The organism is Streptomyces neyagawaensis, from assembly GCF_023516595.1.
Taxonomy (GTDB): Bacteria; Actinomycetota; Actinomycetes; order Streptomycetales; family Streptomycetaceae; genus Streptomyces; species Streptomyces neyagawaensis.
Window position 1 is genome coordinate 1 of sequence record NZ_JAMGBG010000099.1, and the last position, 13,027, is coordinate 13,027.

Consider the following 13,027-nt stretch of genomic DNA (forward strand, 5'->3'; position numbering starts at 1 on the left):
GGCGGCCGGAGCGGGCGCGGCCGGAGCCGCGGGAGCGGCCTGGGCCGGGGCGGCGGGCGCCGCGGGCGTGGTGGTCGCCGGGGCCCCCTTCGCCGCAGTACCCGCCGGAGCCGAGGCGGCGGCAGCCCCCGGCTTGTAGTCGGCGAAGAAGTCCCACCAGGCTCGGTCTACCGAGTTCGGGTCCTGGAGGTACTGCTGATAGATCTCGTCGACGAGCCACTCGTTCGGACCGAAGGCCGCGGCGGGGTTCTTACCCGCTTGGTCTGCGTCGGTCGAGATGCTCGAGTTACTGGGGGACTGTGGCGACACGGCGGCAACCGCCCTCTTCCGCTTCACAAGGTGATGGACAGCGGGAATAAAGGCTACGCCTCCGTGGCCGGGAAGGTCAGGTCGAGCCCCTTCATCGTCGCGTAAGTCACATCGGAGTGCGTGTTTCGGGGCTGGAAATGGCGGGAAACAAGCGGGGTTCCGGTCCGGAATGGGTGCGGTGGGCACAGATCGGGCATGCGTCGGGCGGGGCCTGCGGCGATGAACGCGCGGCCGACCGGCTGAACGCACCTGATCACACGTGTCCGTCGAGGCGGATCGACCGTGGATCTTGTGGCTCCGGTTCGAACTTTACGTCAACTTGGCAGAGATGTAAGCCCTGGGAGGATGAGCGAAATCTGGCAAGGGGGAGGGGATTCGGCCACGGGAAGGTGGGTACCGGCGGTCGGGCTGCCGCCCCGGACCCCGCGATCCCGGGGGGACCGATGCGTGGTGTCCTGCGGGCGCGCTGTGGCTTGTCGCACAGTTCCCCGCGCCCCTTGGCGGCGCCGGGCGCGACCCATGCCCTAAAGGGGCGCGGGGAACTGTGCGAGCGACCACGACGGCGCCGCAGTCGGCCGACCACCTCGGCACCCGGACTCGGCCCCCGAACCCGGCCGCGGCGGAGCCCCTACGGCTGGGGTGAGCGTGCCGGTGGTGCTCCCGGCAGGGCCACCTGGATGCGGCAGCCCTTGGGGGACTCGGCGACCCCGATGCGGCCGCCGTGGAGGTCGACGGCCCAGCGGGCGATGGCCAGGCCGAGGCCGGTGCCGCCGTCGCTGCCGGGGCCGTGCGGTCGGCTCACCGCACCGCGGTTGAAGCGTTCGAAGACGCGGTGCCACTCGGACTCCGGGATGCCGGGGCCCTCGTCCAGTACTTCGAGGGTCAGGGACTCCGGCGTGGACCCGCGGCGGGCCTTGACGGTGACACGGCCGTGCGGGGGGCTGTGCTTGACCGCGTTGTCGATGAGGTTGGCGACCACCTGGTGGATGCGCTCGGGGTCGGCGTGCGCGGTCAGCTCCGGAGGATGGACGTCGAGATGGAGGTGGACGTCCTTGCGGGTGTGGCTGCCGGAGCCGGAGGCCATGCCCCCACGCGCACTGGCCACCATCTGGGTCTCCTTGAGGACCCCGGAGAGATACGGCCACACCTCGAAACGGCGCTTGCGGAGCGGGACGACGCCGTGGTCGAGGCGGGAGAGGTCCAGCAGCGTCTCGACCAGCCGGCCCAGCCGCTCCGTCTGCTTCAGTGCCGTACGCATCGTCTCGGGGTCGGCGGTCGCGATGCCGTCCACGATGTTCTCCAGCACCGCCCTGAGACCCGCGATGGGCGTGCGGAGCTCGTGGGAGACGTTCGCCACGAGCTCCTTGCGCTGCCGGTCCTGGGCCTCCAGCTCGTCGGCCATCAGGTTGATCGTGTGGGCCAGGTCGCCCAGCTCGTCCCGGCGGTTCTCGCTGACCCGCCGGGTGTAGTCGCCGCGTGAGATGGACCGGGCGACCGCGTTCATCTCGTCCAGCGGAGCGGTGAGCGAATGCGCCACGAACTGCGTAATCAACAGTGTGGCGATCATCGAGAACACCGTGATGAAGCGCAGCTCCGTCTTGGTGTGCACGGCGATCATCGACAGACCCGTGGTGATCAGGACGGAGACGACGACGAGCGTGCCCAGTTTCGTCTTGATCGAGAAGGGCCGCAGACCGCCCAGCGGCCCCGCGACCCTCCGTGACTGCGCGTCACCGAGGCTCCCCGGCCGTGGGTCACCGACTCCGCTCATATCGCCACCAGTCCCCTGTGCCTACGCGAGTACGACACGCGCCGTGCGGACCCGGCTCAGGGGGTCGGGGTCTCCAGGGCGTACCCGACACCGTGCACCGTGCGGATCCGCTCCGCGCCGATCTTCCGCCGCAGCGCCTTGATGTGGCTGTCCACGGTGCGCGTCCCGGACGCGTCCGCCCAGTCCCAGACCTCGGCGAGCAGCTGTTCGCGCGAGAGTACGGCACGCGGCGTGTTCGCGAGACATACGAGCAGGTCGAACTCGGTGGGGGTGAGGTGAACGTCCTCGCTGCGCACCCGGACACGGCGCTGCGCGTGGTCGATCTCCAGCTCACCGAGGCGCAGGATGCCCGAGCGCGGGGTGGTGGCGGCCAGCGCGGCCCGCTCCACGCGGCGCAGCAGCACATGGACGCGCGCGGCCAGTTCACGCATGGAGAACGGCTTGGTCATGTAGTCGTCGGCGCCGACGCCGAGCCCGACCAGCATGTCCGTCTCGTCGTCCCGCGCGGTGAGCATCAGCACGGGGACGGGCCGCTGGGCCTGGACGCGCCTGCACACCTCCAGGCCGTCGAAGCCGGGCAGCATGATGTCGAGGATCAGCAGGTCGGGCTGCCAGGCCTCCGCCGTGTCCACGGCCGCCGGGCCGTCGGACGCGGTCTGTACGACGAAACCCTCGGCGCGCAGGCGGGCCGCGATGGCGTCGACGATTGTCGGGTCGTCCTCGACCACGAGTACCCGGCGCTGTGCGCCCGGGGTCGCCGTCGTGCCGTTGTGGGAGGTGTGTGTCTGCTCCATCGCCCGCCCCTGAGTTGCTTTCCGGAATCCGTGGGGTGATCCCTTGACTACGCATGGCTGCGCATGACTGCGATTGACGCTTGAATGATCGGCGCCAGGCAAGCAGGGTACGGGCAGTCACCACGCCAGGGCTATCCAGGTCGGACCGCGAGGTGCACCACGTCCGGAACTCCTCGGGCAACGGGGATCTCTTCGGTACGCACCTGATGGAACCCGGCATTCCCCAAGGATTCCTCGAATTCCGGGGAAGGCTGCGCCGACCACACGGCCAGCACCCCGCCGGGGTTCAACACCCTTGCGCAGCTTGCCAATCCGGCCGGTGAGTACAGGTTTTCGTTGCTGTCGGACACGGTCCAGTCGGGCCCGTTGTCGATGTCCAGGCAGAGCGCGTCGAACGTGGCGCAAGTCTCATTGACGTACTCGACGAGATCGGCTTCCACGATCTCCGTCCGCGGGTCGGCGAGCGCCTCCGAGGACAGGTCGGCGAGGGGCCCCGAGCGGTGCCAGTCGATGACGGCCGGTTCGCGTTCCACGACGGTGATCGCGCCCCAATTCGGGTTCGCGGCGGCGTGTGCGAGCGAGAAGCCCACACCCAGGCCGCCGATGAGCACACTCGGCTGAAAACGCCCGGTCAGCGCGTCGAGGGCGGCGTCGACCAGCAGTCGCTCCGAGCGCCCGTCGGAGGTGTCCATCAGGAAGCACCCGTTGGCGATGATCTGCAACAGCTCCCCGTGCCGCCGCAGGACTACCTCGCCGTAGGGGCCCTCGCGCCGGTCGATGACTTCGGGGACGTCGATGGTGGTCATCCCTCCATCCTTACGCGTCCCGTGCGCGACGGCGGCTGAATTACGACCGCTCCGGCGGGGCTTGACGTGTTCGAAGCGTCCGCCCGTCGCGACGGGGCGTGTTCAGATCTCCAGGCCGTGCCCGTACGGGAAGAGGGGCGTCCCGGTGGCGTTCGGCACGTCCGGCCCGGACTCCTCCACCACGGCTGTGGGGCACCGGAGTTCGAAGGGGAGCCGCCCCTCGGCCCGTGCCCGGCCGAAGACAACGTCGAGCAACGCCGTGTCGGACGCCCCGTAGTCGGCGACGAGCGCGGCTGCCCTCGACGCGATCTCCGGGTGTACGGCGGGCCGTTCCAGGGTGACGCAGACCAGGGTGGGCACGGCGTCCAGCAGCGCGAGGATCTCCCGCAGCCGCTTCTCGCCGGGGGCCGGGGACGTCGGGGACGCCGAGGTTCGCGGGGCTCTCGGGGCTCCCGGGGGGAGGTACGGCTCGGTGTGGTCCGGGCGTTCCGCGTGCGGGGCCCGCAGCCGCAGTACGGCGACGTCGGCGTGGGTCGGATCGGCGACGACATTGCCGTACAGGGACGCCGTCTGCGCGCCGACGCCGTCGACGTACAGGTTCGGGCGGTCGGTGAGGGGCAGTAGGGAGTGGTTGGTGAGGATCGTGAGGGAGCGGCGCTGGGCGGTGGCGCCGAGGGCGGTGAACTCGGCCGCGCCCACGGTCTCCTCGGCCCGGTCCGGGTCGACGTAGCGCCTCTCGAAGAGGCCGAGCCGGAACTTCTCGCGCAGCAACCGGCGCACGGAGGCGTCGACGCGCTCCTCGGAGATCCGGCCGGACCGCACCAGTTCCACGATGACGTCGGGGCGCCCTTCGCCGCCGAACTGGTCGGCGCCCGCGTCCAGGGCCCTCGCCGCGCGCTCGCCGAGGGAGAGGTGTTCGGCGCCCGGTTTCCCGTGCGGTTCGCCCGGGATCGCCGGGCCGGTGAGCAGGCCGGGGGCGGTGCAGACGACGCCGTCGAAGCCGAGGCGTTCGTGGAGCGGGCGGGTCAGGGCGTCACGGTCGATGCCGATGCCGATGCCGATGCCGACGCCGAAGTGGCTGTCGATGCCGGTCGGCTCCCCATCCCCGGTCCCGAACGGCCGGGCGGGATACGGCATCAGGCGCGAGCACCCCGCGTCGACGGCCGCCTCGGCCGGCGCGAGAGACCGGTCGCCGCCGGTGAAGTGCGTGAACATGGCTGCGACGGAGCGAGGACCGAGCCGCGGGCCCTGGAGACCGCGCACGTACGCCCGGAGGAGTTCGCCCATCAGCTCGGTGGACGAGCCGAAGGTGCCGGTCAGGTCGGCTCCGCCATGCCCGGTGGCGAGGTCGTGACCGGCGCGGACCGCCGGATGGACGGCGACCCGGAAACCCACCGCCAGATACTCCCGCCTGACGGTGTCGCCGAACCGCTCCACCAGCTCCGCGTCGCCGATCGCGGCCAGGCCCGCCGGTTCGGGCCAGGCGGAGAACGGGCCGGTGACGGAGAACGGGCCGGTGGCGAAGGGCGCGCCGCGCTGGTGGGTGTATGAGTGGCGCGGGTCGGTGGAGAGGGTGACTGGTATGCCGAGCCTGGTGTCCGCGGCGAGCGCCTGGAGCCGGTTGACCCATTCCGCCGTCTCCCGCACGCCGTACCGGCCCACGAGGTCGACGTGGGTCAGATGACCGTCCGTCACCAGCTCGGTGGTGCCGTACCCATACGGAAGGGAGCCGCCCCCTTCGTGCAGCGAGCCGTCCGAGTTCATCGTGAGCGGGGTGTGGAAGAGCTGGCCCGCCTTCTCCGCGAGCGTCATCCGGGCCAGCAGGTCCTCCACCCGTTCCTCGACGGGAAGGCTCGGGTCGCGGTAGTCGGGCGTGGGCATCCGGCAGTCCTTGTACATGGGGTACGGAGGTGCGTGGGGGGCGGCAGGGCACAGGCCTGTCCAGGGAAGCAGCAAAACCGAGTGGGTACTAGGTTTTGGTCGCGTGGCCAGAATCACCCGGCGAACCGCTTGATCGACAGGGCGGGTGACTCGTGTAACCGGCGGTTCGCACCGTCCGCCGAGGTCGGAGGGTGAGGGCTTGGGCCTGTCGTTTGGATCATGCCGATTCCAGGCTGCGGCGCCTTGATGCTGCCGGTGAGTGGGGCTTGGTGCGTGCAGCTGCAAGGCGGAGGAGGGCGTCGACGCGGTCCCCCCGCGCGAGGTTGTTCGAGCGTGGGGGAGTTGGCAACCGACGACAACGCCGCAGATGTGCGTGCCAAGCCCCACGGCCCAGGCGTGATCCAAACGACAGGCCCTAGGGTGGCGGACATGGCGCGGAACCGGACGCCCGAGGGGTCTGCCGACGAACCCGGCAGACGGACGCCGCCCGCCGCCCGGACGCCGCCCGCCGCCCCGACGTCCCGCGGCTCGTACGCCGTCGGCGACGAACGACGGCAGCGCATCCTTGACGCGGCCGTCGAGCACTTCGCCCGACGGGGCTTCCATGCCGCCTCCCTCGCCCGCATCGCCAAGGACGTCGGCATCACCCAGGGCGGTCTGCTGCACCACTTCCCTTCCAAGGAGGACCTCCTCCTCCAGGTGCTGGAACGCGCGGACGCGGGCGACCGGGCGGAGTTCCTCGCGTACGAGTTCGAGTCGGCCGGGGAGATGTTCTCCATGCTCGTGCGGCTCGCCGAGCGCGACACCGCGCGGGTGGGGCAGGTGCGCATGTTCAACGTCCTGGCGGCGGAGGCGGGCGACCCCGGGCATCCCGCCCACGCGTACTTCGCCCACCGGTACGCCGAGCTCGTGGAGGTCATGGCGGGGGTGCTGCGGCGGGCGGCACACGCCGGTGAACTGCGGCCGGACATCGATGCCGGCGCCGTCGCCGTGGCACAGGAGGTGGCCGCCATGCTGGCCGGGCTCCGGATCCAGTGGGCGCTGGACCCGCGGGGGTTCGACCTGGCGGGACGGTTCCGGGCGTACGTGCAGCGGGTGTTGCGGGCGCTCTCGGTGGACGGGTGAGGCTGTCGGATCGCTGTGAATCCCGGCGAAGGTGGCGCAGGTCACAGACAGGGGGCGCCGGGATGCCGAAGGTGGAGCCAAACGGAGGGAGCGCTTCATCTTGGATGGCGTGGACACCGGGACAGGGCCGGACCGGACCGACGTGACACCGTCGGCCGCCGGGCCACTCCTGAACGGAATCCCACGCCAGCCGGGAGCGGTGACGCCAGTACGGGGCGGGGGAGAGGCCGACCCGCCGGGGCCTCGTGCTGAGCGGGCGGGGCTGGCGGAGCCGCTGGGGCCTGGTGCCGAGCAGGCAGGGCTGGCTGGGCCGTCGGGCCCCGGTGTCGAGCGTGCGGGACTGTCGAGGCCGCTGGGGTCCGGTGCCGAACAGGCAGGATCGCCGGAGCCGCCCAAGCCTGCCTATCGATGGGCCGAGCCCTCGGACGGCCGAGGCTGGAGCGGCCCGGTTGCCTCCAGCCGTCGCGCGTGCCCCGCCCCCGCACCCGGCTCCCTTCCGCGCCCCTGGCGGCTGCTCCCCACCCCCACCGGCACGCCCTTCACCTTCTGGTACCTGGCCGTCCTGCTGCTGACCTCGCTCATCACCGAGTACGCGGACCCGGCCGTCGTCCACGCCCTCCACCAGGGCTTCAGTACGGACGTGGCGCACCTCGTGGGCGCCCCGGTGCCGGTGCTCGTTGCGAGCGCGCTGTGGATCGCCGGTGGGGTGGCGTCGCCGTACGCTCTCGGCTTCGTGCTGGTCCTGACCGCGCTGGAGCGCCGGATCGGCGGCCGGTGCACGGCCGTGGTCTTCCTGCTGGGGCATGTCCTCGCCACCCTCGCCACCGAGATCCCGGTCGGTGTCTCCGTCCTGGCCGGCGGGCTGCCCGGCAGTTCCCTCCACCGCCTCGACTACGGGATCAGCTTCGGAGTGGCGGCGAGCGTGGGCGCACTGGCCGGTCTGCTGCCGTGGTGGTCACGCTGGCCGCTGCTGCTCGCCTTCGGCTGGATGCTCGTGGACGACCTGATGGCGTTCATGGACCCGATGACCAACTGGGGACACCTGATCGCCCTCGCGATCGGCATCACCACCTGGCCGGTGGTGCGGCGGTGGCGACGCGCGGCGGTGACCCGCGCCGCGGCCCCGCCCCCGGACCCGGCGCCTCCCGTGAAGGTCCCGGCCTAGCCGACCGGAGCCCTGCGCCGGGAAGGGGCGGGGCCCCCGACCGGAAGGTCGGCCGCCTCACTGCCGGCCGTCGAATCTCGCGCTCGTCAGCGGGGCGACCGTCGTCCAGCCGAGGGACGCGTACAGGGCCCGGCCGTCCGGCGTGCCGCTCAGTACGCCCACCTCCGCGCCCTCCTCGAACGCCGCCCTGGTCAGGGTGCGCATGACGAGTGTGCCGAGGCCCCGGCGGCGGTGGGACGCGGAGGTCTCTATCCGGTCGACGACCGCGGTCCGCCCCGTCGGGGCGATCTGGCCGCGAGCGGCCCACGAGCCGTCCGGTGCGGCGACCATCGTGCGGATCACGCCTCCCCGGGCCCAGGTGCGCAGGCGGTAGTCCTCCGGGGCGGTGAGGGCCGGGCCTGCCGGTGTCCCCAGGGGCGCGGTCATCAGCCAGCCCGGCTCGGGGTCGACCCACCAGCCCTCGCCCAGGCAGGGGGCGACTCGCGACACGTCGGCGAAGACCTTGAGCCACACTCCGGCCCCGGTGACCGCACCGGCCACCTTCCGGACCGTCTCCTCCTTGACGTCGTCATGGGTCCCCGCGAGGACATGCCGGGTGACGTGGGCGGCCGTTCCGTTGTCGATCGTGCAGCCCCACGGCTCCACCACCGGGGGTGCCGCACCCCGCGAGACGACCCAGCCATCGATCCAGGCCCGCACGATTCCGTCCACTGTCGCCCCCGTGTAGGTGTGGCACGTCCATCAGTCTGTAATGGGTGCATTGCCATGCAGGCTATTACTTGCGATGAGGGTGTGTCACCAGGCGGCCGCCTGTCCGTCGAGTCGGCCCTGATCGCCCACAGCGAACGACCCGGCCTCCGGGGAACATCCACGGGCTCATGTGCATTGAGTCGGCATAGCTCAACTTGAATGCCGAGGGAGAGATCATGGCTTCGATGTCCGCACCGCTCACCCTGCCCGTACTGCCGCTCGACGACGAGGTCGTGCTGCCCGGCATGGTGGTGCCGCTGGACCTCAATGACACGGACGTACGGGCCGCGGTGGAGGCCGCGCAGGCGGCGGCGCGGGCGGAACGCGGTAAGCCGAGGGTGCTGCTGGTGCCGAGGATCGACGGCGCGTACGCGGCCACGGGTGTGCTCGGCACCGTCGAGCAGGTGGGCCGGCTGGCCGACGGCGACCCGGGCGCGCTGATCCGGGGCCGCGGCCGCGTGAAGATCGGAGCCGGGACCACCGGGCCCGGGGCCGCGCTGTGGGTCGAGGGGACCCAGGTCGAGGAGAGCGTGCCGGAACCGCTGCCCGGCCATGTCGCCGAACTGGTCACCGAGTACAAGGCCCTGGCCAGCAGCTGGCTGCGCAAGCGCGGCGCCTGGCAGGTCGTGGACCGTGTGCAGGCGATCGACGACGTCTCCGCGCTGGCCGACAACTCCGGCTACTCGCCGTTCCTGACGACGGAGCAGAAGGTCCTGCTGCTGGAGACGGCTGACCCGGTCGCCCGGCTGAAGCTCGCCACCCAGCAGCTCCGCGATCACCTCGCCGAGCAGGACGTCGCCGAGACCATCGCCAAGGACGTCCAGGAGGGCGTCGACAAGCAGCAGCGGGAGTTCCTGCTGCGACGTCAGCTCGAAGCCGTCCGCAAGGAACTGCGCGAGCTGAACGGCGAGAAGGAGGGCGAGGAGTCCGACGACTACCGCGCCCGGGTCGAGGCCGCCGACCTTCCCGAGAAGGTCAGGGAGGCCGCGCTCAAGGAGGTCGACAAGCTGGAGCGGTCCAGCGACCAGTCCCCCGAGGGCGGCTGGATCCGCACCTGGCTCGACACCGTCCTCGAACTGCCGTGGAACGAGCGGACCGAGGACTCCTACGACATCCAGGGCGCCAAGGGTGTCCTGGACGCCGAGCACGCGGGCCTGGAAGACGTGAAGGAGCGCATCACCGAGTACCTCGCCGTGCGCAAGCGGCGCTCCGACCGGGGGCTCGGTGTCGTCGGCGGCCGGCGCGGCGGTGCCGTGCTCGCCCTCGTCGGGCCGCCCGGCGTCGGCAAGACCAGCCTCGGCGAGTCCGTGGCGCACGCCATGGGGCGGAAGTTCGTCCGGGTCGCCCTCGGTGGCGTACGGGACGAGGCGGAGATCCGCGGCCACCGGCGCACCTACGTGGGCGCGCTGCCCGGCCGTATCGTCCGCGCCATCAAGGAGGCGGGGTCGATGAACCCCGTCGTCCTGCTCGACGAGATCGACAAGGTCGGCTCCGACTTCCGGGGCGACCCGGCCGCCGCGCTGCTCGAAGTCCTCGACCCCGCCCAGAACCACACCTTCCGGGACCACTACCTGGAGGTGGAGCTGGACCTGAGCGACGTCGTCTTCCTCGCCACGGCGAACGTCCTGGAGGCCATCCCCGAGGCGCTGCTCGACCGAATGGAGCTCGTCCGGCTGGACGGCTACACGGAGGACGAGAAGGTCGTCATCGCCCGGGACCACCTGCTGCCCCGGCAGCTCGAGCGGGCCGGACTCGACGCCGACGAGGTCACCCTCGACGAGAGCGCGCTGCGCAAGCTCGCCGGCGAGTACACCCGCGAGGCCGGGGTGCGGAACCTGGAGCGGTCGGTCGCCCGGCTGCTGCGCAAGGTGGCCGCCCAGCACGAACTGGGCGAGCGGGAGCTGCCGTTCACCGTCACCGACGCCGACCTGCGCGCACTGATCGGGCGCCCGCACCACGTCCCCGAGTCCGCCCAGGACCCGGCGGAGCGGCGCACGGCCGTCCCCGGTGTGGCCACGGGGCTCGCGGTCACGGGCGCCGGCGGCGACGTCCTCTACGTCGAGGCGTCGCTGGCGGACCCGGAAACGGGCGCCGCGGGGCTGACGCTCACCGGACAGCTGGGCGACGTGATGAAGGAGTCCGCGCAGATCGCGCTCTCCTTCCTGCGCTCGCACGGCGCCGAACTGGAACTGCCCGTCGCCGATCTGAAGGACCGCGGCGTGCACATCCACTTCCCGGCGGGCGCGGTACCCAAGGACGGACCGAGCGCCGGCGTCACCATGACGACGGCCCTGGCCTCGCTGCTGTCCGGCCGGCTGGTCCGCACGGACGTGGCGATGACCGGTGAGGTCTCGCTCACCGGGCGGGTCCTGCCCATCGGCGGCGTCAAGCAGAAGCTGCTCGCCGCGCACCGGGCCGGGGTCACCACGGTGATCATCCCCAAGCGCAACGAGGCCGACCTGGACGACGTCCCCGCCGAGGTCCTCGACAAGCTGGAGGTCCACGCCGTCACCGACGTCCGCCAGGTGCTGGAACTGGCCCTCGCCCCCGCGGAGGTGGCGGTCCCGGCGGCCGCCTGACGGCCGCACGACGGTACGGCCGCCCGGCACACGGGCGGCCCCCCGGAAGCTCCGGCGGTGACGTGACGGACATCCGCCGGACGAGGGAAGGCCCGGGTCCCGTGAGGGAGGCCCGGGCCTCTCCCTTGGGCGCCCCGCCACCGGCGCGCCCGCGGCGCGCGCGTTCCCGGCGGTCCGCGTCACCCCTCACCTGCGGAATACTTAGGCGCCGCCCGCGACGGCGGTCCGCGGCGGACACTTTCGGCAACTCTTCGGCGACGCGGAACCGGGATCAGGAGCGCTGACGTGCAGGACGAGGGCGGAAACGGCGGCCGGGGCGACATCGGGCCCGGGGTGCCGACCGGCGGCATGGACCAGGCGTTCCTCGCGCTGGAACGGGAACTGACGGTCCTGCTGCGGCGCGCCCGCGCCAAGTCCGGCGAGATGGCCCGGGCGGTCCACCCGGACCTGGAGTCCGCCGCGTACGGCCTCCTCGCCCGGCTCGACGAGACGGGACGGCTGCGCGCCACGGAACTCGCCGCGTACATCGGCGTCGGCAAGGCCACGATGTCCCGTCAGCTGCGCGCCCTCGAACACCTCGGCCTCATCGCCCGCGAACCCGACCCGGCCGACGGCCGCGCCTGGCTCGTCCACCTCACGGACGAGGGGCGGGCACGGTTCCGCGCGGTGCGCGACGCCCGGCGGGTGGCGTACGTACGCCAGCTCGCCGACTGGGACCGGGACGAGGTGGCCCAACTCGCGCGACTCCTGCACCAGCTGAACCGGGGCGCCGACGGCTGACGGCTCGTCGAGGCCCGATCCGTCCCGCCGTGCGTCGAGGCCGGATCCGTCCCGCCGTGCGCCTCACAGCTCCGCGAACACCGCGCTCGCGTCGTCGTGGGTCTTCGCCCGACCGAGGAAACGGCGTTCGGTGTCGGCGTCCTCCAGGTCCCGTACCCGCTCCACCAGGGCGGCCGCGCCTTCCTTGCGCAGGTAGGTGAAGCAGTCCTCCCAGCCCCCCTCGTGGAACATGTCCACCCAGCGGGTCGCCCCGTCGGTCAGGGCGGCCAGGGCCCGGACTTGTTCGCGTGGGACGGCCCCTGTCACCGCCCGCGCGGCCACGGCCGGATCGGCCGCCGCCGTCCAGAAGCCGCCCTCCTTGTTGCGGACCGTCGAATCGGCGATCGCGGCGGTGGCGAGGGAGGCCCGCGGGAGGCGCGACAGACGGTCGTCCAGCACCGTCGTCACCAGCCCGTCCGGCCCCTCGAACAGCAGGGCGGAGTCGGACAGGACCAGGTACTCCAGCGTCCGTGCCGACCACCGCGCCAGAACCACTGTGGCCTGCGGGGTTCTTGGGTGAGAAAGGTCACAGGTTTGGGCGTGCGCCCGGGCGGTACGAGAGATGGCCTGCGCAAGAACGGCGGTCAGCGGCGAATCCCGTTCCGAAAGGGACAGTTCGGTCAGTGCGCCGCCGAGGCGGGAGGTGAACCATGCGACCGAATGTCGACAGCCGTAGTCGGCGGGCGGTGGTGTCACACCGTCGAGGAGGACCACGGCACCGCCCTGTCCCCCGGCGGGAAGCGCGACCGACGCGAAGTCCTCGTTGGGGCGGGAGGGATGGCCGGGCTCAGAGGCGAGTTCCGTACGCATTCGGCCAGTCTGCACGAGCCCTCCACAAGATCCGCGAAAGGCCGACAATGGTCGCCGTACGACCCGGACCCTCCAATCCGGGCGCCGGGTTTGGCATGGAATGATCGCGTGTGGGGAAGCGCGGCGGCGAATACTGCCAAAGCGCGTCGCCGACGTCCAACCGGCCGATCGGGCGGGGCATCGGCACGAGCCGGGGGAACTTGCCCGCCAACTCCCCG

At 72.0% G+C, this 13,027-nt stretch carries 11 protein-coding genes; 4 read left to right on the forward strand and 7 right to left on the reverse strand.

Going from position 1 to position 13,027, the window contains the following annotated elements; all coding sequences use genetic code 11:
• From M8J73_RS32300 to M8J73_RS32320, 5 genes are all read right to left on the reverse strand, one after another.
• The coding region (locus M8J73_RS32300) for a 2-oxoglutarate dehydrogenase E1 subunit family protein (RefSeq protein ID WP_249829412.1) at positions 1-309 on the reverse strand (309 nt) is incomplete at its 3' end.
• A gap of 628 nt (positions 310-937) precedes the next feature.
• Positions 938-2,080, reverse strand: a complete 1,143-nt coding sequence (locus tag M8J73_RS32305) for a HAMP domain-containing sensor histidine kinase (RefSeq protein ID WP_055542676.1) — start codon at positions 2,078-2,080, stop codon at positions 938-940.
• 56 nt (positions 2,081-2,136) lie between these two features.
• Positions 2,137-2,874, reverse strand: a complete 738-nt coding sequence (locus tag M8J73_RS32310) for a response regulator transcription factor (protein ID WP_055513578.1) — start codon at positions 2,872-2,874, stop codon at positions 2,137-2,139.
• A gap of 131 nt (positions 2,875-3,005) precedes the next feature.
• A complete protein-coding gene (locus M8J73_RS32315; RefSeq protein ID WP_055542675.1) occupies positions 3,006-3,680 on the reverse strand; it encodes a spermine/spermidine synthase domain-containing protein in 675 nt (224 codons plus the stop codon).
• Between the two features lie 102 nt (positions 3,681-3,782).
• The gene (locus M8J73_RS32320) at positions 3,783-5,561 is read right to left on the reverse strand and encodes a glycoside hydrolase family 3 protein (RefSeq protein ID WP_055542674.1); all 1,779 of its coding nucleotides are present in this window, start codon (positions 5,559-5,561) and stop codon (positions 3,783-3,785) included.
• A 429-nt stretch (positions 5,562-5,990) separates the two neighbouring features.
• Here M8J73_RS32320 and M8J73_RS32325 point away from each other — a divergent pair, with 429 nt between their 5' ends.
• Complete coding sequence (locus M8J73_RS32325; protein WP_079055239.1) at positions 5,991-6,686, forward strand: TetR family transcriptional regulator; 696 nt, start codon at positions 5,991-5,993, stop codon at positions 6,684-6,686.
• Between the two features lie 199 nt (positions 6,687-6,885).
• Complete coding sequence (locus tag M8J73_RS32330; RefSeq protein ID WP_249829413.1) at positions 6,886-7,851, forward strand: rhomboid-like protein; 966 nt, start codon at positions 6,886-6,888, stop codon at positions 7,849-7,851.
• A gap of 57 nt (positions 7,852-7,908) precedes the next feature.
• Here M8J73_RS32330 and M8J73_RS32335 read toward each other — a convergent pair whose 3' ends face one another.
• Positions 7,909-8,562, reverse strand: coding sequence for a GNAT family N-acetyltransferase (locus tag M8J73_RS32335; protein ID WP_055541196.1), 654 nt, complete (start codon positions 8,560-8,562; stop codon positions 7,909-7,911).
• Between the two features lie 215 nt (positions 8,563-8,777).
• Here M8J73_RS32335 and lon point away from each other — a divergent pair, with 215 nt between their 5' ends.
• Both lon and M8J73_RS32345 read left to right on the forward strand, forming a co-directional pair.
• Complete coding sequence (gene lon, locus M8J73_RS32340) at positions 8,778-11,180, forward strand: endopeptidase La (protein WP_055541197.1); 2,403 nt, start codon at positions 8,778-8,780, stop codon at positions 11,178-11,180.
• 285 nt (positions 11,181-11,465) lie between these two features.
• Positions 11,466-11,960 carry a MarR family winged helix-turn-helix transcriptional regulator gene (locus tag M8J73_RS32345; protein WP_055541198.1) on the forward strand — a complete coding sequence of 165 codons (495 nt, stop codon included), beginning with the start codon at positions 11,466-11,468 and terminating at the stop codon, positions 11,958-11,960.
• Between the two features lie 63 nt (positions 11,961-12,023).
• On the opposite strand, the gene M8J73_RS32350 is transcribed toward M8J73_RS32345, so the two are convergent.
• Positions 12,024-12,809, reverse strand: a complete 786-nt coding sequence (locus tag M8J73_RS32350; protein ID WP_055541199.1) for a protein phosphatase 2C domain-containing protein — start codon at positions 12,807-12,809, stop codon at positions 12,024-12,026.
• Positions 12,810-13,027 lie beyond the last annotated feature (218 nt).